The 24,100-nt window shown below is 47.3% G+C and carries 23 protein-coding genes; 22 read left to right on the top strand and 1 reads right to left on the bottom strand.

Features of this window, described 5'->3' with window-relative positions:
• Nucleotides 1–224 precede the first annotated feature (224 nt).
• From FBF24_04550 to FBF24_04475, 16 genes are all read left to right on the top strand, one after another.
• The gene (locus tag FBF24_04550; protein ID QCT41127.1) at nt 225–2,945 is read left to right on the top strand and encodes a glycosyltransferase; all 2,721 of its coding nucleotides are present in this window, start codon (nt 225–227) and stop codon (nt 2,943–2,945) included.
• A 19-nt stretch (nt 2,946–2,964) separates the two neighbouring features.
• Entirely contained in the window at nt 2,965–3,438 is a 474-nt protein-coding gene (locus FBF24_04545) for a hypothetical protein (GenBank protein QCT41126.1), read from the top strand.
• 173 nt (nt 3,439–3,611) lie between these two features.
• Nucleotides 3,612–4,031, top strand: coding sequence for a DNA-binding protein (locus tag FBF24_04540; protein ID QCT41125.1), 420 nt, complete (start codon nt 3,612–3,614; stop codon nt 4,029–4,031).
• Between the two features lie 221 nt (nt 4,032–4,252).
• A complete protein-coding gene (locus FBF24_04535; protein ID QCT41124.1) occupies nt 4,253–4,666 on the top strand; it encodes a hypothetical protein in 414 nt (137 codons plus the stop codon).
• A gap of 89 nt (nt 4,667–4,755) precedes the next feature.
• A complete protein-coding gene (locus FBF24_04530; GenBank protein QCT41123.1) occupies nt 4,756–5,028 on the top strand; it encodes a winged helix-turn-helix transcriptional regulator in 273 nt (90 codons plus the stop codon).
• 495 nt (nt 5,029–5,523) lie between these two features.
• The gene (locus tag FBF24_04525) at nt 5,524–5,898 is read left to right on the top strand and encodes an ASCH domain-containing protein (protein QCT41122.1); all 375 of its coding nucleotides are present in this window, start codon (nt 5,524–5,526) and stop codon (nt 5,896–5,898) included.
• A gap of 149 nt (nt 5,899–6,047) precedes the next feature.
• Nucleotides 6,048–7,040 (top strand): LD-carboxypeptidase, encoded by a 993-nt coding sequence (locus FBF24_04520; GenBank protein QCT41121.1) that lies wholly within the window; start codon nt 6,048–6,050, stop codon nt 7,038–7,040.
• A gap of 75 nt (nt 7,041–7,115) precedes the next feature.
• Nucleotides 7,116–7,790, top strand: a complete 675-nt coding sequence (locus FBF24_04515; protein QCT41120.1) for a response regulator transcription factor — start codon at nt 7,116–7,118, stop codon at nt 7,788–7,790.
• A 215-nt stretch (nt 7,791–8,005) separates the two neighbouring features.
• Nucleotides 8,006–8,800: a HAMP domain-containing histidine kinase gene (locus FBF24_04510; GenBank protein ID QCT41119.1), complete on the top strand. Its 795-nt coding sequence runs from the start codon at nt 8,006–8,008 to the stop codon at nt 8,798–8,800.
• A gap of 27 nt (nt 8,801–8,827) precedes the next feature.
• Nucleotides 8,828–9,577 carry a hypothetical protein gene (locus tag FBF24_04505; protein QCT41118.1) on the top strand — a complete coding sequence of 250 codons (750 nt, stop codon included), beginning with the start codon at nt 8,828–8,830 and terminating at the stop codon, nt 9,575–9,577.
• Entirely contained in the window at nt 9,490–9,828 is a 339-nt protein-coding gene (locus FBF24_04500) for a hypothetical protein (GenBank protein ID QCT41117.1), read from the top strand. The genes FBF24_04505 and FBF24_04500 overlap by 88 nt, the downstream gene beginning before the upstream one ends.
• A complete protein-coding gene (locus FBF24_04495) occupies nt 9,825–10,364 on the top strand; it encodes a uridine kinase (protein QCT41116.1) in 540 nt (179 codons plus the stop codon). The genes FBF24_04500 and FBF24_04495 overlap by 4 nt, the downstream gene beginning before the upstream one ends.
• Nucleotides 10,365–10,522: 158 nt before the next feature.
• Complete coding sequence (locus tag FBF24_04490; protein QCT41115.1) at nt 10,523–12,658, top strand: ribonucleoside triphosphate reductase; 2,136 nt, start codon at nt 10,523–10,525, stop codon at nt 12,656–12,658.
• Nucleotides 12,606–13,349: an anaerobic ribonucleoside-triphosphate reductase activating protein gene (locus FBF24_04485; protein ID QCT41114.1), complete on the top strand. Its 744-nt coding sequence runs from the start codon at nt 12,606–12,608 to the stop codon at nt 13,347–13,349. The genes FBF24_04490 and FBF24_04485 overlap by 53 nt, the downstream gene beginning before the upstream one ends.
• Nucleotides 13,334–13,996 (top strand): hypothetical protein, encoded by a 663-nt coding sequence (locus FBF24_04480; GenBank protein ID QCT41113.1) that lies wholly within the window; start codon nt 13,334–13,336, stop codon nt 13,994–13,996. The genes FBF24_04485 and FBF24_04480 overlap by 16 nt, the downstream gene beginning before the upstream one ends.
• On the top strand, nt 13,993–16,452 hold the full coding sequence (locus tag FBF24_04475) for a hypothetical protein (protein QCT41112.1): 2,460 nt from the start codon (nt 13,993–13,995) through the stop codon (nt 16,450–16,452). The genes FBF24_04480 and FBF24_04475 overlap by 4 nt, the downstream gene beginning before the upstream one ends.
• Here the strand turns inward: FBF24_04475 and FBF24_04470 are convergent.
• Nucleotides 16,341–17,138, bottom strand: a complete 798-nt coding sequence (locus tag FBF24_04470) for a hypothetical protein (protein ID QCT41111.1) — start codon at nt 17,136–17,138, stop codon at nt 16,341–16,343. The genes FBF24_04475 and FBF24_04470 overlap by 112 nt on opposite strands.
• A gap of 117 nt (nt 17,139–17,255) precedes the next feature.
• Between FBF24_04470 and radC the strand changes: the two genes are divergently transcribed.
• The 6 genes from radC to FBF24_04440 all read left to right on the top strand — a co-directional run bounded on the left by radC (nt 17,256) and on the right by FBF24_04440 (nt 24,090).
• Nucleotides 17,256–17,912, top strand: a complete 657-nt coding sequence (gene radC, locus FBF24_04465) for a DNA repair protein RadC (GenBank protein ID QCT41110.1) — start codon at nt 17,256–17,258, stop codon at nt 17,910–17,912.
• Nucleotides 17,913–18,013: 101 nt separating this feature from the next.
• Nucleotides 18,014–19,147, top strand: a complete 1,134-nt coding sequence (locus FBF24_04460) for a Fic family protein (protein ID QCT41109.1) — start codon at nt 18,014–18,016, stop codon at nt 19,145–19,147.
• Between the two features lies 1 nt (nt 19,148).
• Nucleotides 19,149–20,993 (top strand): site-specific DNA-methyltransferase, encoded by a 1,845-nt coding sequence (locus FBF24_04455; protein QCT41108.1) that lies wholly within the window; start codon nt 19,149–19,151, stop codon nt 20,991–20,993.
• The gene (locus FBF24_04450; GenBank protein QCT41107.1) at nt 20,993–22,510 is read left to right on the top strand and encodes a hypothetical protein; all 1,518 of its coding nucleotides are present in this window, start codon (nt 20,993–20,995) and stop codon (nt 22,508–22,510) included. Before FBF24_04455 ends, FBF24_04450 begins: the two co-directional genes overlap by 1 nt.
• Before the next feature lie 11 nt (nt 22,511–22,521).
• Complete coding sequence (locus tag FBF24_04445) at nt 22,522–23,481, top strand: virulence RhuM family protein (protein QCT41106.1); 960 nt, start codon at nt 22,522–22,524, stop codon at nt 23,479–23,481.
• Nucleotides 23,482–23,484: 3 nt separating this feature from the next.
• Entirely contained in the window at nt 23,485–24,090 is a 606-nt protein-coding gene (locus tag FBF24_04440; GenBank protein ID QCT41105.1) for a hypothetical protein, read from the top strand.
• Nucleotides 24,091–24,100: the final 10 nt, after the last annotated feature.

Here is a 24,100-nt window from a genome sequence, read left to right as displayed (position 1 = left end):
AATTGCTTAGCCAAAGTTATAACTTCATTTATCGTAGTGAGCAAAGAAAATACACTCCTATGGAGGCGTCTTTTCTTTGCTCTGATTTTGTGATGGCTGATGATAGTTTGTTAAAAATTTTACCTAAACTCATAGGTCTACTTAATTTGTGGTTGGCCAAAATATAATATTCCCCGAAAATGGCTTAAAGTATTTTTACAGAGAGATTATTTATAGTTGCTAGCATGACTATGAAAGCAGCAACCATAACCCAACCGCTGGCTCGGTCGCGACACCTCGCCGCTACTGAGAGCCAGCCGCCATTTCGGGCGATTACCCGTCCGCTCATTGATATTGTCGTGCCGGTGCTCAATGAAGAAAAGATTCTCCAAAAAAGTATCACGACGCTTGATGAGTATATGGCAAAGCATTTGCCGTATCGTTACCAAATCACCATCGCGGACAACGGTAGTCAGGACAAGACGCTGGAAATTGCCGAGAACTTAGCGGAAAAACATCAGTCGGTGCGGGTGGTCAGCCTGGCGGAGCGCGGTCGCGGGCGAGCGCTCAAACGAGTCTGGCAGAATAGCCCAGCCGACATCTTGACCTATATGGATGTTGATCTATCGACTAGCCTGGATGATTTTCTGCCGATGATTCAACCACTAGTGGCGGGCGAAGCTGGCGTGGCGATTGGTTCGCGGCTGATGAAAGGTTCTAGAACTAGCCGTGGGCTGAAGCGGGAGCTCATCTCGCGTTGCTATAACAACATTATCAAATGGACGTCAGGCACCAAGTTTAGCGACGCGCAATGTGGTTTCAAGGCGATTCGCCGGGATGTCGCCGCAAAATTCTTGCCGAAAATCAAAGACAATGAGTGGTTTTTTGACACTGAATTACTGATCAAAACTGAGCGGGCGGGTGTGCCGATTCACGAGCAGCCGGTAACCTGGATTGAGGATATGGATAGCCGCGTGAAAATTGTGAAAACGGCCGTCGATGATCTGAAAGGGCTGTACCGCGTCAATAAGGAGCTAGACAAGCGATCGTGGTTTGAGAAGTGGACGCTACCGGTGTTGTTGGCGCTGACTGGTGGGTTGTATTTGTTTGGTGTGCTGCATAACGGCATGGCCAATAGTTACTATGCGGCGGCGGTGCAGGCGGCCAGTCAGGATTGGACGGCGTGGTTGTTTGGTAGTTTGGACGCGGCAAATTACGTGTCGATTGATAAGCCACCATTAGCGACGATGGTGATGGGACTATGCGCTCGGTTGTTTGGTTTTTCAAGCTTCTCGATGTTGCTGCCAAGTGTGCTGGCGGGAGTTGGTTCGGTGTGGCTGGTGTACGAGGCAGTAAAACGGCAGTTCGGTTTCATGAGTGCGGCAATTGCTGGGGCGGTACTGGCATTTACACCAGTGGCGGCACTGATGTTTGGCTTTAACAACCCTGATGCTATTTTGACATTGATGTTGACGGCTAGTGGCTATGCGTTTTTACGCTCGCTGGAGGGTAAGCGGCCGCTACTGTGGCTGGGTCTGGCGGGACTATTCACAGGACTGGCGTTTAACACCAAAATGCTCCAAGGGCTGATGGTATTACCAGCGATGGTAGTGGTCTATCTGGTGTTTGCCAAGCCACCGATTGTGATGCGATTTTTACACGTGATGTTTGCCGGCATAATCACCACGATGTCGACGCTGTGGTGGAGTGCGTTGGTCTGGCTGACGCCAGCTGGTAGTCGGCCGTGGGTGGGCAGCACTAACGATAACAATATTTGGAGCTTGATATTTGGCTATAACGGCTTTGGTCGATTGCTCGGTGGGCGTGGTGGAGGTGGTGGCCCGGGTGGTGTGCCACCAAGTGGTGGAATAGGCGGTACGACAACACTTCAAACTGCTGGTAATACCACGCAGACTATGGCAGATGGCGCCGGTATGATGCCGGGTGGTATGGGCGGTGGCCCTGGTGGCGGGCATGGTCCGGGTGGTACGGGCTTTGGTGGGCAAACGGGAATTTTCAGGATCTTTAACAATGATTTTGGGCCAAATATTGCTTGGTTGTTGGTCTTGGCGCTGGTGGGTGGTGGGCTGATGCTATGGATTTTGCGAAAAACGCCACGCACCAATCGTGGACGAGCGGCAGTAATTTTCTGGATGCTGTGGCTACTGATTCACATCGTGATTTTCAGCATGACCAGCGGTGTGATTCACCCGTACTACGTGGTGGTGATGGCGCCGGCGGTGGCGGCACTCGTTGGTATTAGTCTGCCGTTTTTGTGGGGTGCTTATACTAGGCGCAAACCATATGCGTGGCTACTACCAGTACTGGTCGGCGTGACGGCGGTGATTGCAGTAATTATCCTCGGTTACGCCGGCACGATGACGTGGCTGGTGTGGATAGTGGGCCTGTTGGGTCTGACGGGAATGATTGGATTGTTAGTTAATCTTTACGCACCGCGGCGGTGGCTGCAAAACTTGGCAATTATCACTGCCCTAGCTGCCTGCACACTCGCCCCGACGGTGTATACGTTGGCAACAGTCAATGTCGTACACACTGGCAGTATCCCAACGGCCGGGCCGAGTTCGACGGCGATGCAGGGTAGTAATAATGAATCGTCGCAGGCGGACAGCCAGTTGGTGCAGTATCTCGTAGAGCATCAAAACGGCGCAACCTGGCTGGTAGCGGTGGCCAGCGCCAATGAATCAGCGGCGCTTCAGCTGACCAGCGGCCAGCCAGTCATGGCGGTCGGTGGATTCAATGGTAGCGATACGCCACTGACGCTGGAGCAATTCAAGCAATTAGTGAAGGACGGCAAAGTCAACTATTACGCCATCGGCTCACATGGTCGCGGTGGTGGCGGCCCAGGCGGCGGTAATAATGAAATCACGGCGTGGGTCAAACAAACTGGCACCGTCGTTAATTATGGAGGTAGCGATGTAACACTGTACGAATTATCGAGAGAGTAACGTAACGAAAGGAGAAATTATGGCAATTTCACAAACCAAGCAAGCACAGCTCACCACGCCAGAAGCGGTTTATGATCAGCCACCAGCGCCGCGTCCGAATGGCACAAACTCTAGCAAGAACGGTTTAAGTGCCGGGGTAATCACTGGTTTAGCGGTTAGCGGTGTGGTGGTTTGCGCCCTGAGTTTCGTTGTCGGCATGCAAGTCGGTGGCACGCAAAACGGCATGAACAATCAGGCTGGCGGTCCACCCGGCATGAGCCGCGGCCAAAATAGTCAGCAGGGCGGGACGGGTGGACAAATGGGCGGTGTGCCAGGTGCTAACCAAAATCAGACTGGCCAAAACTCACAAACACCAGCAACACAGAATAATAATAGTGCCAACCAAAACAACCAAACTGCTCCGTCGGGTCAAACCGACTCAGCACAGCCGCCAACCACTAACACCGCGCCGCAGACTAATTCAGCGAAAGGGGGTGCCGGTCACGTTTTCTAGTTAACAGGGGTGATACGCAGATTATCGGGAAGCTAATTGCCACATATCCCGATAGCAATATATATCGATTAAAACATAAAGGCTGTTTTTGAAAACATAAAGGCTGTTTTTGAAAATATAAAGGCTATTTTACAAAACATAAAGGCGATTTTGCCGAATAGATAGGAGTATATATGCCAATTCATTATAAAGCAGTTGAACGAACTAATCCAACCAAGCCAAGCGAACCAAAAAAGTTCTATGCCACCGTTACCGGGCGCCAGCCGGTCGACCTGAAAACCATTGCCCAAAGTATATCAGACACATCGACCACTGTTAGTCATGTCGATGTCTATGCTGTGCTGATGGCACTTACTGATGAAATCCGGCACCGGCTGCTGAATGGCGAGAATATTCACCTGGGCGACCTTGGCTATTTCCATATTACCCTGCAATCTAAAGGCGTCGATAAAGCAGAAGACGTCAATGTTGCGACCATTGAAACCGCGAAAGTGCGCTTTGTCTCGGGCAAAGACCTAGAAGCCGGTCTGGCTGCTGCCGAATTCAAAAAAGCCGCCGAACCAAAGAAGGAGAAGTCGACGCCGCAGCCGTAAGGGTGCCGGGGTAGCAGCTACCTGTGCTTTGTTGTGACGAAGAGACCCAGGCATGTCGGTAAACTGCTCGCCTTTTCTGAGGTAGATATATGATTCCGTTTCTTAAACTTCCGGCTACGTCCCAGGCCGACTGCATTACCATAAAAGAGGTGCTTCGTAATGATATATGGCGGCTGTTGTTGTCCACCGCCGTGCTTTTAGGGGTGTTCTATGGCGCCGGTATGCTAATTGCCGATGTCGCCAATAATAAATATCCAGTTCGTTATTATACGCAACTAGTCTTTGGCTATACGCCAGCACTAAGGCTAATCGTACCGCTTGGTTTTTGTGTACTGGTGATGGGAATAAAGCGCGATGAGCGGTGGTGGTCGTGTTTGATAGTATCGGAGCTAATATTCGTTATTAACATGAGCAATCAGACGCACCGATTTGACTTTAGCGGTATGATTTCGCTTGGTTGTGTCGTTCTCCTAATCATCTGCGCCTGGCGTTTGTGGGATTATTATGAGCTGCGGCGGATATACCATTATGATACGCCGTATCTGACCCGACCGGCGTTGGGGTTGTATATTGGACTGGCTGTAGTTTCGTTGATTATGCTGCTGCCATCGGCGTGGATACCGTGGTTTTGGTAGGTTGTTTTATAGAGGCTACCGCCACTTACAGCAAAATTACAGATCGTCTGGTTATCATATACTCACGATAACCATAAGAAAGGATAAGTATGAAGACGATACAATCACAAGAAGCAATCTTAACCACCAACGAAGCGCTGGTGTTGCAGCAAGTCTATGAGGATGGCAGCGATGAGGCGGCTATGCTGGCGGCACAAATGGGTATGCCGCGCCGAACGGCGATGCATGTGCTGGTGGATCTGCGGCGTAAAGGTTTGATGGCGATCGACCAGGTCTATGGCGACGCTTGGGTGCGGCTAACCACGCGCGGCAAACGGCTGGTGCAGCGAATTTGGCCGGAAGCGCAGGCGATGGCTGTTTAATTTACCTAATCTGAAGATTTTTGACTACACTTCATAATCAAAGTAGAATTTATCATATAAATGCACTATATACACAGCTAGCCTGGTCGGCGCGATATATGCGTTAGTGGATATATCGTGAAAAGTAAAGTAGGAGACGGATTTAGTACTTTATAAAATCTAGAGCACCTATATCTAGAAGATATCGTCAATTAAATTATCTGAGTATGGTTTGTAGTAGGTATCTGTCCTAAACATTGGTACCTTTTGGCGTAGGAAATCATAAACAATTTTAGCTACCTTTCACGCAAGAGATATCTGATGTTATCACGGGCAACACATTGCCATCTTAGAGGTTTTAGCTTATGGAGGGCTATATTCATAAAATATACCCTAATATATCCTTGTAGGCATGCCTAGTAGAAACACTTTTATAGGCTGTGCTATAATTCTATGGCATCGCTGTTGGCAAGAAGTTAAGAAAAACTATAAAAAAGATACAACACTGTAGGAATTATGAAAATCTGGCACTCAGGACGAGAATCAAAATTACTCGACGATATTATCGCCGGGCGGAAGACGGTTGAAGGTCGGTTGAATCGTGGAAAGTTTGCCGAGTACCGAGTCGGCGATAAGATTCGCCTGCGCCGCGATGTTCGCGATGCCGAAGGAATACTACACGACGGCGAACCAGATCAAGCACGCGTGGAGATTATCGCTATCCGCCACTACAATTCCTTTTTAGAAATGGTGCAGGCCGAGGGTTACCACCGTGTTATCCCGCACGCCACCAGTGCCGAAGCTGCCGCTGCCGAATACAACAAATATTATTCCGTTGCTGACCAAAAACATTATGGCGTGCTAGCAGTGGAAGTTCGTTCGTTGCTTTAATCTTTCAGTATGGCTATGATGTACTGAAGCCATGACGAATTTACTCTCAATTTGTTACCATCTCCACGTGTAAGCAGAAGGCGTTTTATTGTTGTGTTTTGCCTCCTGCGGGAGGTTTTTTGCTTGATCAATTTTAGGAAAGGAAATATATGATACCAGAGAAATTACAGCCAGGTGATGAAATAAGGGTGATTGCACCGGCGCGTTCCGCGAGTGATATTGATGAAAGAGTTTTAGATCGGGCGAAAGCAGCCCTAGAATCACTGGGACTAAAAGTTACGTTTAGCAAAAATGCTTTTTCTCGCAATCAGCGAGGTTGTCCGACGGACGACGAGAAGGTTGAGGATTTGCACGAAGCGTTTATGGACGAAAACGTGAAGTGTATTCTGGCGGCGATTGGCGGATTTAATTCAAATCAGATGCTGGGTAAAGTTAACTGGCAGATTATAAAAGACAATCCGAAGATCTTTGGTGGCTTTTCTGATATCACCGTTCTCAATCATGCGATTTTGGCAAAAACTGGTCTGGTGACTTATGCGATGCCAAATTTCTATTGTTTTGGTTTGCCGCCAGAAGCTAATTATTCGTTGGAGTATTTTCGGCGGTGTTTGTTTACCAATCAGCCAACAGAACTTGTCGTTCAGCAATCGGAAACATTTTACGATTTCCCGTGGAATTATGACGAAGCTTCGCCGCGCCAAGCTTTGAAAAATAATGGACCGCGAGTTGTACAGAGCGGATCGGCTGAAGGAGTAATGATTGGCGGCAATTTGTGCAGTCTAAATCTGTTGAATGGTACGGAATATTTTCCGAAAGTTGAAGGCGATATTATTTTGTGCATTGAAGACGATAGCTATGATTCAATTCCTGAAACGTTTGAACGCCACGTGCAGGCGTTGATGCAACAGCCGTTCTTTCGTCAAGTAAAAGCAATTTTAGTTGGGCGTTTTCAGGGCGAATCTCGGGCGACAGACGATATGATTAGCGACATCATTCTTTCAAAGAATATCGATTCAAAAATTCCAGTAATAGTTGATCTGGATTTTGGTCACACTGACCCGAAGTCCACGTATCCGGTGGGCGGTAAATGTAAGGTCGTAGCGGGAGATAGTACTAAAATTGTCATTCGTTGCGGCGACTAATTTCTTTTTGAGAGGGGTGCTTTCAGCAGTTTTTCAGATGCCTGTGCTAAAGTTGAAAAAGAGGATAGTTAGTTAATGAGAATTTTACTAGTAGAAGATGACGTGGCGATTGCGCGGTCGCTGAAAGAGGGTCTGGAGGATGAAGCTTATGCGGTCGATGTGGCGCATGACGGCGACGAGGGCTACCGAACGGCGACGGCGGATGACTATGATGTGATTATTCTTGATGTGATGCTGCCGGAAATGAATGGCTATGAGGTTTGCCGGGTGCTACGTCAAGATGGTAATCAGACGCCGATTTTGATGTTGACGGCGCGTGATGCTGAGCGGGATATTGTCGAAGGCTTGGATATGGGCGCTGATGATTATCTGGCGAAGCCGTTTAGTTTTGAGGTGTTATTGGCGCGTCTTCGTGCTTTGCTGCGTCGTCCGAATGAGAAGCTGGAAGAAGTCTTGCGAGTTGGTGATTTGACGCTTGATCCGAGTTTGAAAAAAGTGACACGCGCCGCACAGGAAATTAGCCTGACTGCCAAAGAATACGCTGTGTTGGAGTATCTGATGCGTAACGCCGGCAAGGTCCTGTCCAAAGAGCAAATCATCTCGCACGTGTGGGATTTTGATGCCGATGTCTTGCCGAACAATGTTGAATTATTCATCATGTTTTTGCGCCGCAAAATTGATAAACCATTTGACGCAAAATTGATTCACACCGTCCCGGGCTTTGGCTACAAGCTGGAGGATAAATCATGAAACAGCAGCGCGTCAGACGCCTGGCACTGAGCTATCTGGCGGTGATCATGACGTTATCACTAGTGTTTAGCGTGATTATTTATGCTATCACTTCCGTACAATTAGATCGTCCGTTGCCGCCGAGTGAACATGCTCAGCAGCCACCATAGCTCGTCGAACGTCAGTTCAATCGCCGCCTGGAACGGCGCAACCGCGAGACGCGCGGGTCGGTGATTATGTCGCTGGCGGTATTGAACGGGGTGATGCTACTGGTTGGTTATTGGCTGAGTTTGCTATTGGCGCGGCGGACGCTCAAGCCAATTGAGCGGGCGATTAAACAGCAAGCACAGTTTGTGTCTGACGCTAGTCACGAACTGAGAACACCGTTAGCGGCGTTGTTACTTGTGAACGAAGTGGCACTCAGAAAATCAACGCTGACCGATAAGAAAGCTCGCCAGGTTTTGAGTCAGAACGTTGCAGAAATTAAGAGATTGACCGAGCTCAGTAATTCACTGCTTGACTTAGCAAAGTCGGAGGGTGTCGTAACTGATCCGGAACTAGTTAATCCAGCTACGCTTATCGAAGAAGTGGTGACGCGGTTTACACCAGCTGCGCAGGCAAAGCGGGTAAAGCTCGTGTATGACAATCAATCACCGACCGGCGACGTGCCGCTTCAGGCAAATGCGGTTCGTCAAATTCTAGCAATTTTCATGGATAACGCTATCAAATACGTGCCACCAAAAAACGGCGAAGTGAATGTGATTGCGTGGGTGAATCGTAAAAAACACGCACTGGAATTCGCGGTGAGAGATAATGGCCCAGGCATTGCGCCGGGTGACCAAAAGCACATTTTTGAGCGATTTTACCGGGCAGACGCGGCGCGGACGCGGACCGATGTGTCGGGTCATGGTTTGGGGCTGGCGATCGCCAAGTCGCTGGCGGATCGCTGTGGCTACACAATTCGGGTTAAAAGTCAGCCGCCAAGTGGCGCGGAATTTATGTTGGTTGTTTCGCACGTCGACTCGCGGTAAACTCGAGGTCAATGCTATAATTTCCATATGAAAACTTCGCTCAGTCCCAACAAATTGCTGACCAATAGAGCGCTGCAGTGTGCGGCAGTGGAACTCGGTGTTGACTCTTCCGACCTGCGAGTTACTTCGGTGAGCGGCGGCTTTTCGCGTAATCGCCGGGCTTTGGTGTCGGCCGGCGATCGGACAATTTTTGTCAAAGAAGTTGATATTGATGTGTTGCCTGATGATGGTAAGACCGAGTTAGCTTGGCTGAAAAAAGATTATGAAGTGATGCGGTTACTGCAAAAAGTTCACCCGCAATATGTTGCTGATTGGGCTAAGCTGGAGGGCGACGGACACGTGCTGATGACCAGTAGTTATGCGTCAGCCGACGGCTGGTTGTGGCAACCGCCAGCAGAAAAATCCCTGGTAGAACGATATATTTCAGCGGTGGTAGCGGCAACTCGCGAGCTGGAAAAAACAGATTTGCAACATGAGGTGATTGAGAAATTGCAATTGCAGCCATTTACGACGGCGGAGCTCGGCTTGAATAACGGCATTGATCAAGTTATTGCCGAGGCTGATATTCGCCGTCAGTTGATTGATAATTATCGAACATTATTACCGGAGCAATCAGAAGTCAACCAGCGGCGCTGCCAAAAGATGATTGATTTACTGGGCGAGAGCGATAAATTAGTTGATATTTCGGTATGCGCCAAAAACAACCAGAAGACTGTTTTGATCACAGTGATGTTCGCAGTGATAACTTGGCGTTTCATCCGCAAACTGGTCAGTTGAAATTGGTCGATTGGAATTGGGCTTCCTATGCGCCGCGAGGGGCTGGTGCGACGGAGTTTCTGGTCGATATGGCGCGACACGGTCAGGACGTAACGCCGTGGCTAGACGAACTCAATGCAGAGATGCTAGCAGCGTTTGTTGGTTTTTACCTTATTCGTAGTCTTAAACCGCTGCTTAAGCCAGGCGATAATCTTCGTCAAATGCAGGCGCTGTCAGCGGCCACCGCTTATGATTTACTGGAGCGCACGTGACGACCTCTCATCCGCTGATCATTCTCCGCGGTAATTCTGGCTGCGGTAAAACCAGCACGGCGCGCTTGCTCCAGCGTCAACTAGGCTACGGCACGATGTTGGTGTCGCAGGATGTGGTGCGCCGAGAAATACTTCGCGTGAAAGACAGTGAAAGCAACCCGGCGATTCAGTTGATTTATGATCTATGTATGTACGGCAACAAAGTTGGTTATACGGTGATTTTGGAAGGTATTTTGAGTAATAAAAAATACGGCGCGATGCTACATCGGCTGCTGAATGATTTTCAGGGCGAAAAACTGATTTATTATTTTGATATATCGTTTAAGGAAACGGTGCGCCGCCACGCCACTAAGCCAAACGCTCATGAATTTGGCGAATCGGAAATGCGCCAGTGGTGGAAAGATCAGGATGTTTTGGATGTGCCAGGTGAGCGGCGAATTGGCGAGAAGCTGGCTCAGGCGGAAATTGTTGATATGATTTACCGTGACGTCTTGGCGTTATCAGAGGAAACAAAGACTTCCGCACTTCATATGTAAATAATACAATGTATTTTCGTTGACAAACGCTATATATTGCGTGTATATTCTATATTAAGCACTACATATGGTGTCTTAGAAAATAAATAACGTTTTTTGCAACACGAGCCCCTCGGGGAGGTTGGGGCTGGTTTGCTATTGCCATAATAAGGAGGGGTATGTACAAATCAATCAAAAAACGCGATGGTCGGACTGTTAAATTTGACCGTAAAAAAATTGAGAAAGCCATCGAGAAGGCGGGCCTGGAGACTGGCGAATTTGATGCCAAACAGGCTGTCAAATTGACTGACAAGGTGCTGGCAGTACTGGAAACCCGCAACCCAAAACGCTTGCCAGGTGTCGAAGATATCCAGGACATTGTCGAGGATATTTTGATTGATTCTAAGTTTAAGAAAACCGCCAAGGCCTACATCATTTACCGCGACCAGCATAAAAAACTGCGTGAAATTACATCCAACGCGCACGTCGATTTGATCGATAAATACGTCAATAACTTGGATTGGAAAGTCAAAGAAAACTCCAACATGGGTTATAGTTTGCAGGGTCTGAATAATTACGTTTCGGCGGAAATTACCAAGACCTACTGGCTGGATAAGATCTATTCGCCGAAAATCGGCCGGGCGCACAAAGAGGGTGATCTGCACATTCACGACCTCAATTTGCTAAGTGTCTACTGTGTCGGTTGGGATCTGATGGATTTGCTGCGCCAAGGCTTCACTGGCGTTAAAAACAAGGTTGCTTCCAAGCCGGCTAAGCATTTTCGTTCAGCTCTTGGGCAGGTGGTCAATTTCTTCTACACTTTGCAGGGCGAGGCGGCTGGCGCTCAGGCGTTCTCTGACTTTGATACTCTCTTGGCGCCGTTCATTCGCACTGATAAGCTGAGCTATGACGAGGTCAAGCAAGCGCTGCAGGAGTTCGTCTTTAATGTCAACGTGCCAACTCGGGTTGGTTTCCAGACGCCGTTTACCAACATTACGCTTGATCTGGAATGTCCGAAGCATATGGCCGGCAACCCGGTGATCATCGGCGGCGAGATGCAGGATACCAACTACGGCGATTATCAGGAAGAGATGAACATGCTTAATAAAGCGCTATTGGAGGTGTTGTCCGAGGGCGACGCCAACGGACGAGTCTTTACCTTCCCGATTCCGACAGTCAACATCACCAAAGATTTCAACTGGGATAATCCGGTCATTGAAAATCTTTGGGAAGCTAGCGCCAAATACGGCATTCCGTACTTCTCGAACTTCATCAATTCCGACATGGATCCAGAAGATGCGCGCTCGATGTGCTGTCGCTTGCGCATTGATAATCGCCAGCTGGAGTATCGCGGCGGCGGCTTGTTTGGCAGTAATCCGATGACCGGTTCAATTGGCGTGGTGACGATTAACCTGCCGCGCTTGGCGCTGAAATCGAAGAACGAGAAAGAGTTTTTCAAGGGCTTGGGCGAGCTGATGGATATGGCGCGCGACAGCCTGGAGACCAAACGCAAGGTGCTGGAGCAGCTGACCGATTCGGATATCAGCCTGTATCCATACACCAAGTTTTATCTGCGAGATATTAAAAAGCGCTTCAACGAGTACTGGAAAAATCACTTCTCAACCATCGGTTTGATCGGCACCAACGAGGCAGCGTTGAATTTGCTGGGCGTTGACATCGGCACTGAGAAGGGTAAGGCATTTGCCGAGAAAACGCTTGACTTCATGCGCGATCGGCTGGTCGAGTACCAGAAAGAAACGGGCAATAATTACAACCTGGAGGCGACGCCAGCCGAGGGCACGACCTACCGTTTGGCGCAGCTTGACAAGGCCAGCTTCCCTGACCGAGCACACTTTGCCAATGGTTTGGGCGCGGCGGTCAAGCATCCGTTCTACACCAACTCCAGCCACTTGCCGGTCAACTATACTGACGACCTGTTCGAGTTGATGGATTTGCAGGATAATTTGCAGACCAAATACACGGGCGGCACGGTGATTCACTTCTTCCTGGGTGAGCGCATGGATGATCCACAAACGCTCAAGAAATTGGTCAAGACAATTTGCGAAAACTACAAATTGCCATACTTTACCTTCACGCCAAGCTTCTCGATTTGCGCTAATCACGGCTACATCGTTGGCGAACATCCGGCTTGCCCGAATTGCGGCGAAAGTACCGAAGTTTACTCACGTGTGGTTGGCTTCTTGCGTCCAGTTTCTCAGTGGAATAACGGTAAGCAAGCTGAATTTGACATGAGGGAGCATTATGACGATGCCGCCGAACACCAGCGAGCTAGCGCCGTCGCTATCCCAGCTTAAGGTGGCGATTGGCGGGATTCAGAAGCTGTCGCTGGTGGACTATCCAGGGCATGTGGCGGCAGCGCTGTTTCTCTCCGGCTGCAATATGCGCTGCGGCTATTGCCATAATCCGGAGCTGGTACTACCCGAGCGGTTAGCGCCGAGCATCCCGGTCGAGGAGGCGATGATTTTTCTGAAATCGCGCATCGGCAAGCTAGACGGCGTGGTGATTTCTGGCGGCGAGCCGACGGTTAACGAAGATTTGCCGGTGCTGTGCCGGATGATCAAGAACCTAGGTTTTGATGTCAAGCTGGACACTAACGGCACGCATCCTGACATGGTGCGCGGCATGGTCGAGGAGGGGACGATTGACTTTATCGCTATGGACGTCAAGGGGCCGCTGGAAAAATACGTAGAGATTGCGGCGCGGCCGATTGATCTGGAAGCCATCAAGGAGAACGTGCGGTTGATGATTGACTCAGGAATTGGTCATGAATTTCGAACGACGATCGTCCGCGAGCAGTTGGAGGTAGCGGATTTTGAAAAGATTGGCGAGCTAGTCAAAGGCGCCAAGCGATTTGCCTTGCAGCATTTTCGCACCGGTACAACCATTAGCCCGAAATTTGCCAACTACCACACCTTTACTGATGAAGAATTTAGAGCCGCTCAAAAAATAATGGAAAGGTATGTCGAGGAATGCGTGATTCACTAACTGTCGAAATTGTGCGGGTGCGCCAGGAAAACCCCGAGGTGACGACACTGTATGTTGCGCGGCCGTTTGACTTTATGGCGGGGCAATACATCACGGTGTTCATCGAGGGCAGCCAGGTGCGCGAAGGCAAGGCCTATAGTATTTCTTCGCGCCCGCACGAGGAATTGATGTCAATTACCGTGAAAAATGTTGGCGGTGAATTCTCCAGCTATTTGTGTTCACGCCAGGTTGGTGACACACTGCAGATTAGCCGGGCGTACGGCGATTTCAATCCGCAGACTGAGCGGCCATTGGTCGGCATTGCGGCAGGGTGCGGGCTGAGTCCAATTTGGAGTATTTTGGCGGACGCCCAGCAGCCGACCTTTCTCTATTTCAGTCAAAAATCGCCAGAATATATGGTGTTCTCGGAGGAGTTGGTAGCATCAAATATTACGGTCAAAAAGTTTAGTACCCGCCAGCAGGTTGAGGAACGAGACGGCTGGCATAATGGACGGTTTGAGGTGGCTAAAATTGTGAGTGAAGTGCCAAATGATGCGCATTTTCTGGTTTGTGGCAGCCTGCCATTTGTGCGCGATGTTTGGCAAAAACTAACTGCCGCTGGCGTTGATGAATCACATATTTCAACGGAGACATTTTTTGAACAATGATTGAGGCGACGACTACAGTAGAATTATCACCGACAGGAATTGACGGTGATGGTTTTGATGTGTTTTCGTCGTTGAGGAGTGGTGCTGAGAGTGACAATTTTTCGTCTGGTGCTGGCGAAGCAGGTGGTGCTGATACAGACGAGGCGGCAAGCAGTCTTGATTTGGTGGCGGTGGCCAGCGGTGAGGCAGAACTCAACACTGTTACAAACAGCAAACCCGAATCAAAAGAAACATCAGCACCAGTCAATCCCGAGCAGTGTCAAAAGTATGGGACGATTGCTTGTATTGGCTGCGGTCTCAGACAATTTTGTGAAGAGCGTCAAGCCGCAATGATGGCAGACAATACTGAACTTCAGCCCGGGGAACAGCTAAGCACCCTAGAGCAATTACTCCGAGAAGACGACGCGCCGGGCGAGATTGTCTGGGCACGGCCCTTACCTGACGACTTTGATGGCAGGGAACTGCCAATTGCTGATAGTCCAAGAGTGATTGAAACTAGCGCCGACAAGACAGATGGGTCAACTGAGAAGATCACGCCGCAGGAACAAGAAAGTAAAGCTTCGACTAGCGAGCCGGTCGGAACTTCGGGCGAAGATATGGATACTGAAGCGGCAGAAGCGCCATTCTTTGGACTAAAAACAACCCCAGAAACTATCGCTGACGATACTAAAGATGTCGGAGAATCTCGGCCAGAAAGTGCTAGCAAAATTTCTGACGAAGGGTATTTTACCGGAGCGGCAGAGGCGAGTAATTCTTCAACAGATGCGAAGCCGCGCGTCATTGATGCCACTTCTGATGCAGATGATGATAACAAACAGCTGACGCTAGAACCCCTAGATACACCGGCGCAGGCGGGAGCTGCGCCAGTACCATTAGAGATAAATAAGGATGCTCAAACTGGTGATGAGAATCGCAATCCGCTGAAAAATGAAACAGCTTATCCTATGGTTAGCGAGGATAAGGCTATCGCTAATGTTGTAGAAAATACATATGATGGCGATGAAACTACTGGACCGTCAAGCGTAACAACTCCATCAATTGAACGTCAAAAAGAAAATGATTTGGTTATAGCAGGGTCAAAATCAGCCAATTCTGAGCCGAGCCGGGTAGCAGAAAATGATGAAAGTGCTACGCCAGTTTCCGAGCAGCAGCACTTGGCAGCGCAGTTTGAGGCGGTAAAGGCGGATGAATCTGCGACCACGGGGCCAATTGATAATTCTGGCACGAAAGCATCAACAGACGCTCAATCTAGCGAGATTAATATAGATGCGGCGCCGGATTATAATAATTTTGTTGAATCGACCGATGGCGTTGATGTCGAACAGTCTAAGCGCGTAACTCCAACCGCAACTAATGTACCGTCGTCTCAGGCGCAAGAGGACGCCGTTAACGTATCGGCGGAATACGAAACAAACGAGACGTCTATTGAAAAGATGGTTAATGCGACCGCATCAATTCCAGCGAAAGAGCAGCCTGATCAGCCGGCGATTGTGCCATTATCAACTCAAGATATCGTTGAATATGGCGAGAGCTTGCTTTCTGTGGGTAAGGAATGTGCGGTTGATCGCAGCCCGACACGGCCCGATGTTATTAACAAGCCTACGACACATGAGGTTATAGAGGCGACACATGAGGCTAATGAGATGGTAGAACTAGATGTGATGAATGTAACCTTGCCAGCTGCTGTCGTTGCGGTTAGCGAGGGTAAAAGTCAAATTGATCTGCCGCCAGAATTGAACGAGAAATTGGTAGTAGACCAAAGGGTTTATGAGGCGCAGACTTCCCTGATTAAACAACTTGATCATAACCATGTGGCGGTAGAGTGTGATTATGAGGAGGATGGCGAAGTTTGGGCTGAGGAGGGTATGGTGTTTTTTGTCGAACAACAGTTGCCAGTAGTAGAGCCGGGAGTATCTTCGGCTGAAGTGGTGATGATTGCGCCGCCAATGGAGGCAACTACGGTGCGTGAAGAATATGGTGATTTGAAACTCTCTGTAGACGACGAGATTGGTGTTGATATGGATTCTGTGGGGCAATTGGACAACTTCAAGACATCATCAGTGCCTGAAATCACCAATGATGATTATGAGTTAGAGGAGCAGATAGTTACTTCCACCTCACCAGCCGTTGAGCTAATACCTGATGCTGAGTTGGACGAGGCGGTAGAGTCTGAACTGGGCGAGCAGAACGATTTGGCGGTTGCTGGCGCGGTTAACAATTACGGTTATGATAGCGAAATGAGCGCCGTGAGTGACAATGTCTTGATTGTCAACAACCACCCACCCTCCGGCTTATGGATGGATGACAGTCGGCTGAATCCGGAAGAGGAAGCTACGGCAACAATTCAATCTGGTGCGGATGATGCGTCATTGGTATCGCGACTGGTCGGTGTGTTGGTGGTGGCGATGTGCGTGGCGCGCGGTCGACAAGCCAGGGCGATTTTGAGCAGCCGATAGCCTTGGCGCGTGGCCAGCGATGAATGAGCTACGCGAGGCACGCGGATCACAGGGATTGGTAATTGATATTTGGTAAGATTTTGTTTTATGATACGAAGTGGAAATAGCGTGTCATGCTTTCCTGATATTATGACGATGCGGCGATTGTGACGATGAACCTGCTGAAGGTCGCTGAAGCTATTAACAGATAATCCATGGACAAATTGGTGCTTGATTGTGGCGTTAGTAAGATTAACTCGCTTCATGACGGTGCGATAATTACGCCGCATATATTTGTCAGTGAGAAGCGATCCGAATTGACGCAACATATTTCTTGCTACGCGCCGTCGAAATAACGTGATAACGCGCCGGCGGGATTGGTAATAGTTATGAGTTAGCCCAAGTGGTTGAATGAGACTGAGATGACTGAGACGCGACAGATACTTTGGCTGCGCACAACAAAACATTGTTGGCGGGGCGGCCTGTGACTCGGCGATGATGTGAAGCTGATTTTGAGCGTGTGCTAACAAAAAGTCAAGCACTTGTTTTACAAAGGTAGCCATAAAATTGTTAGCATTATCTTCGGTAATAAGCCAGTGGGGTGCACCCTGAACGACGGCGATGTTGGGTGGGCATATCTGTGCCACCCGGTGAAATATTTGCTCAACTTGGCCGCTACCAAGCAAAAGAATTGTATCAAACGACATGTCATCACTCGTGAAAAGTATTTCGCACGGTATGGTGTGAGAATTGTAAGAAAAGGAAATAGTTTGCCGTCGCATTGGCCCTAGTATAGCATGGCGAGAGCTTGATATAATAAGATTATGAAGGTGCTCGACAAGCCGAAAATCGACCGTCCGCGCGAGAAATTGGCGCGTTACGGTACGGCGCGGCTGAGCGACTTGGAGTTGTTGATGGCGATTATCGGTAGCGGCAATAAACAGGCCGATGTCGGTAAAATTGCGCGCGAAGTGCTGAAAATTTTGCGTCAAAAAGGCGGTGATGTTTCGTATGATGATCTGAGCAGTGTGGTTGGTTTGGGTGAAGCGAAAATTCCGGTGATTGTGGCGAGTTTGGAACTGGCGCGGCGGTACTTGCTGGATAGCGACCAACCAATCATCGACAGCCCAGAAAAGGCCGTCGAGCTGCTGGCCGACATTCGCGACAAAAAGCAGGAATATTTCGTCTGCCTGACACTGGACGGCGCCAATCGTTTGATCGCCAAGCGGGTGGTGACCATCGGCACGCTGACGGCCAGTCTGGTGCACCCGCGCGAGGTCTTCGCCGACGCCATCGCCGACCGCGCCGCCAGTATCATCGTGGCGCATAATCATCCGAGCGGGAGTTTGGAGGCGAGTCAGGCTGATAAAGATGTCACGAATAGGCTAGCAGAAGCGGGAAAATTGCTCGGTATTACGCTTAATGATCATATTGTTGTTACTAAACTGTCGTATATTTCGATACATCACACAAATAACTAGTGCTTTTATGTATCATGAGTGATACATAAATACCGTTAACCTATTAACGATAATACATAAAAAAACTTCCCATTTGTTTATGTATGGTATATACTTAAATTATGAGTTATAACCCAGAGGTACCATATAAATTACCGCAGATATCAAAAGATACGTTGCTTGAAGTGCAAGCAAATGTATTACAGGAATTAACTAAGGCGAATATAGCTATGGCACAGCTAAAAGGTTATCTGAGAGGCCTACCGCAAACAAGTGCCATGCTCATGAATCCTATTTTTATCAAAGAAGCGGTTGAAAGCTCCGAGGTTGAAAATATTAACACTACATTGCTTGAGGTTATGCAACGTCAAATAGCGCCAGATGTTGAAAGTAAGTCTAGTAGCCAGCTGGTTGTAAATTATCTATCAGCTTCTCGTTGGGGATATAATCATATTGAAAAATATGGCCTTACGCACCGTATCATTACTGGCATTCAGCATAAACTTGTTCCTGATGGCGTTGAAGGTTTTCGAAGATTACCAGTGGTGATTGGTGACGGTCGAGGTAAGGTTCATTATACCCCTCCTGTGGCATCAGATATTCCGAATCTTATTGCCGAGTGGGAAAAACTTGTAAACAACAATAAGCAAGTTGACCCACTATTATTAGCTGCTGCTGGACATTATCAATTTGAGGCGATTCACCCGTTTGAGGATGGTAATGGTCGTACTGGTCGTATGTTGATTAATCTTCATTTTATTAACGCAGGACTGCTCGATGTGCCGGTCGTTCATGTCAGTCAGTATATTAATGCGCATAAGTCACAGTACTATAAACTACTACGAGCTGTTACTTCAGAAGGTAATTTGGAAGATTTTGTGCGCTTTATGTTAAAGGCGTTTACTACTCAGGCTAATCATAGCTTTGCATTACTTCAGCGAATTCAGGAATTACAAGAAGAATACCGAGATCAGGTCCGTACGAAGTTGCCGAGTATATATACTAATGAACTACTTAATGCTATCTTTGCAAAGCCAGTTCGAACACCGTTTCAGCTAGCAAAGGATATGGGATCGCACTATATTACCTCAAGTAAATATTTGAGAAAACTTGAAGAAATAGGCTTACTCACTAATGTTAAACAGGGTAGATATATGTACTACGTGAACCATAAATTGCTTGCCTTGATTGAGAATAAAAGACATATGGAGCCTAAAAAAGCGGCAATCATAAAAACAGAGGCAAGAGAGGTGTAGAATGAACGGCTACAACGACAATATACATCAGCAACAGATTGATAAGCTCAAGCAGCTCTTCCCCGAGGTAATCACCGAAGGTAAGATCGACTGGCAGAAGCTCCAGGCGACTCTGGGTGAGGCGGTTGATCTGGGTGAGCGCTATGGGCTTGGCTGGAAGGGCAAGAGCGACGTCTTCGCTACCATCCAGGAGAAGACCGTTCAGACGCTCCACCCCGACCGGGCGAATTCCGTCGATTGGGATACGACGGGCAATATGTTTATCGAGGGCGACAATCTGGCGACGCTGAAGATCTTGCACAAGGCGTATTACGGCAAGGTCAAGATGATTTATATCGACCCGCCCTACAACACTGGCAATGATTTCATCTACAATGACGACTTCAAGCAGACACGCCGCAGCTATGAGGCAGAGGCAGGCATCACCGATGATGAGGGTAATGTTGTCCGAGATGACGGCCTGCGCACCAATACCGGCGGGCATAAGCACAGCAACTGGCTGAACATGATGTATCCACGCCTCTTCTTGGCACGCAACCTGCTTCGCCAAGACGGCGTCATCTTCGTCAGTATCGACGACAACGAAGTCCACAACCTCCGCCTGATGATGAATGAGATATTTGGAGAGGAGAATTTTGTAGCGCAGATTATATGGGAGCGAGCTTATGCGCCAGTCAACCTAAAGTATCATTTTTCTGAAAGTCATGATTATATCGTTTGTTTCGCACGTAATATTGATCAGCTAGGTAGGCTGTCATTAAAGCGTAACGAGGAGGCTGATGCACGATATAAAAATCCAGACAATGATCCGCGTGGCCCATATAAAGCAGATAACTTCTCTGTAGGTCCTGCGAATCCAAAGAATATCTATGAAATTATAACACCAAATGGACGAAGGGTATTGCCTCCGAGCGGATACTCCTGGCGTTTTTCGGAAGAAAAAACACGTGAATTGATAGCTGATAACCGTGTGTGGTTCGGAAAAGACGGTAACAATGTTCCTGCATATAAACGATTTTTATCAGAGGTAAAAGACGGCGTAACGCCAATGACAGTTTGGAAATATACTGATGTTGGACACTCGCAAGATGCAACAAAAGAAGTAAAGGATTTATTTGACGGTGTTGCGTATTTTGACTATCCAAAGTCAGTTAAACTAATCAAGCAGCTAACAAGCCTATGCACTAGTAACGACGATATTATCCTCGACTTCTTCTCTGGCTCTGGCACAACCGCTCATGCTGTTGCTGAACTTAACGCCGAAGACGGCGGCAATCGCCGTTGGATTTGTGTGCAGCTGCCTGAGCTGACTGACGAGAAGTCGGAGGCGTATAAAGCCAGCTATCGCACTATCGCTGACATTGCTCGTGAGCGTATCCGCCGGGCGGGTGCCAAAATCCGTGCTGACCAGGCGGACAAGTTAGCTTCTCGTAATGCTCCGCTTGACCTTGGCTTTCGGGCGTATCGGGTGGGTGATAGCAACTTCAAACAGTGGAACGAGCTGGTTTCTGACCCAGAGGAGATTCGCCAGCAGGCGCTCGCCAGCCTTGACCCGCTAGAGGAGGGTACGACTGATGACGACCTGCTGACTGAGCTCCTGCTCAAGCGTGGCATCTCGCCATTGACGAAGATTGATCAGCATGATAAACTCTGCTTTATCCTGTCCGAAAAGCTCGCCATTTGCCTGGCGCACTCCATGACAGAGGAACTATTTACAGCCATCCTCGCCACCAAACCATCATCCATCATCCTCCTCGACCGAGCCTTTGGCGACGACGACATAAATCTAAAAGTAAACCTACTCCTGCAAGCCGAGTGGCAAGGTGTTGAGGTGGAGGTGGTGTGATGGCGAAAAAAAATATACATACAACACCGAAAGTGTACTTTTCTGATCATTTTAATGTAGATCGCTCGATGATAGAAGACTATGGTGCTGTAGATATATCACTAGTAGCCGATATACCGTTATTTATTGACCCGTTTTTAATCTTTGAGAGCGATAAGGAGGAATACAAGAAACTCCATGAATCTATTATTGATTATCTAAAGTTCCTTAAAAAAATGGCACCATTAGCTCACGATAATATCGCTATGCAGAAAGCTTGGTTTCGTTTTGGAGAAGTTAAGCAAAATTGGCTAGGATTTTCAAAGAATTCAAATAGGGGCGCTGGTTTGGGTGAAAGATTTGCACGAAGCCTTAGCAGTGGACTAGGTAAGATATTGGATAGTATTGATGATAAAGGGTTGGCTAGGGGGGTGCACTTAGAGAAGTTGTGTATCATAGAAGAGGGTGTGGGTCGTGATAGAATAAGTGACTTCACTGTTAATTTAATTAAAGGTTATCTTGCTGAGTATACGGAGAAGTTTGCAAAGCTTTACATCGACAATAAGTTGGTCAAGGAGGTAAGTGTAGAGCGTGCGTTCTTTAACTATAGAACAAGAAGATGGATGCCTAAGAAATATAAGCTGCCTTATATTTCTAGCTACAGCAGTTACGTATTGTTGACACCTGTTGATATATTAACAAAAGATGATACATGGATTAGTAGTGCCTCGTTCTATTCAGAATTACCCAATTTACCTAATGCTGTTGAAAATGAAGAATTAAGGCTTGCTGTAAACAACTACATTAACTCCTTGATGCCTGATGATCCTGTAGCAAGCGATAAGAAAGAGGTCTACCTACGTACTGCTAAAAAATTTCCAGAACTTGTAGATGTATATATTCGTAGACAGGAAGACAGTGGAGAACAAGCTGTTCACCAAAGTCTATCTAGAGTTCAATACGCAAAAGATATCTTTACAGGAAATGCTAAAGATGCTATAAATAGGCTTTCTCATGAGACTAATTTTTATGCCGACACTCCTCAATCACAAAGTAGTTTTGAGGAGGCTATAAGACGTGTTCATATACTGAAGAGCTTTATAGAAGACAACGATGGTTATAAGTGCTTTTTTGATAGGAAAGGAATACGCATTCATAATGAAGATGAACTTCAGCGTCTATTCAAACTAATATGGGTTGCTAACAAGTCTCATTATGACGTTAATCCCGAAACAAACCACGGGAGAGGTCCGGTTGATTTTGTTGTATCTTTTGGTTCAGAAGATAAGACATATGTAGAATTTAAACTCGCGTCCAATACAAAATTAAGAAATAATCTCAGTAAACAAGTAGAGATTTATCAAAAAGCCGACATAGCATCTTTAGATACGAAATCATTAAAGGTTATCTTATTTTTTGACGAAGATGAATACAGGAGAGTTAACATGATATTAGAAGAACTGGGTATTAAGAATTCAAACGGAATAGTTATGATTGACGGTAGTTATAATAATAAGCCATCTGGCTCAAAGGCATAAGGAGTGTTCTAATGACGGATTTTCTCCTCTACAAAACCTCCGACAACAAAGTCTCCATAAGCGTCCAAATCCAAGACGAAACAGTTTGGCTGACACAAGAGCAAATGGCGGAGCTGTTCGATAAATCAAAGAAAACCATAAGTGAACACATTCGAAATATTTATCTTGAAAGCGAGTTGACCGAGCTAGCGACTATGAGAAAATCTGGAAATTCCGGATTTTCTACAAAACCGACGAATTATTACAATCTTGACGTCATCATCTCTGTTGGTTATCGGGTTAAGTCATTGCGCGGCACGCAGTTTCGTCAGTGGGCGACTAAGCGGCTGCGTGAGTACATTATCAAAGGCTTTACGATGGATGACGAAAGGCTAAAGCAAGGCGGAGGGCGTTATTTCAGGGAACTTCTCCAGCGCATTCGCGATATCCGTAGTAGCGAGCGTAATCTGTACCAGCAGGTGACGGATATCTATGCGACGAGTATTGATTATAAAGAGGACGCCAAGCTGACCAGACAATTCTTCGCAACAGTGCAAAATAAAATGCATGTTGCGGCGCACGGCAAGACTGCGGCTGAGCTGGTTTATGAGAGAGCGGATGCTAAGAAGCCCAATATGGGACTGACGAATTTCAAAGGTAATTATATTACTTCGGACGACGTTAAAGTCGCTAAGAACTATCTAAGTGAGGAAGAGTTGAATATTCTGAACCTGATTGTCTCGCAGTACCTTGATTTTGCTGAGCTGCAAGCAACCAGGCAGAAAGCGATGACAATGCAGCAGTGGATAGACAAGCTAGATGAATTTCTGAAGCTTAGCGATTCATCAGTGCTGGTCGGAGCCGGTAAAATTAAACACGAACAAGCGATGATTAAGGCGAGGTGTGAGTTTAAGAAATACCGTGATGAGGAAATGCGTCGGCTGGAGAGTGATTTTGATAAGGTAACAAAAGAGCTAAGAAGAAGGGGTTGATTCATGAAGGGTGCTATAGAAGATAATTTAGAAGCTGCAATAGATATTTTTTCAAAGAGTATCTCTGGTGATAAGCTAACAGATCAGCAGCTAGATATACTAACTAATATACCTGTTGTTAAAAATATAACTGCTATAGCTAGGTTTTACAGATCCATACGCGAAGCTTCTACGGTGAAGAAAATTGTGAAATTTATAGAAACACTGCAAAAGGGACACCTAGATAAGGAATATTATGAAAGATTAAAGAAAAAATATGGTGATGAAAAAATACTAGAAGAGGTATTATTTCGCATTGATCGTATGAGATCTGTGGCACATGTTAAAATCCAAGCCCATCTATATAGAGCGCTTTTGGAAGAAAAGATTACTTGGGACAGGTTTATTCAAATATGTGATGCTGTTGAACAACTGAGTGTTGTAGACATAGACAAGGAAACTGGCCTAGGCAATCCTGGTTCAAGCTTTATATCTTCCGGTCTTGCATATCTATATTACAATAACGATGTTCCACCTAGGATTGCTCGTAATGGCCGTTTCTATAATGATTTTTGGAATTATGGGCTAGAACCCTATCAGAAAGAGGTTAATAATGAATCAACTATCTGATGATGCGAGT

This window comes from Candidatus Saccharibacteria bacterium oral taxon 488 (assembly GCA_005697215.1).
In the GTDB taxonomy this organism is placed as follows: domain Bacteria; phylum Patescibacteriota; class Saccharimonadia; order Saccharimonadales; family Saccharimonadaceae; genus Nanosynbacter.
This window is presented reverse-complemented; position numbering and strand designations above follow the sequence as displayed.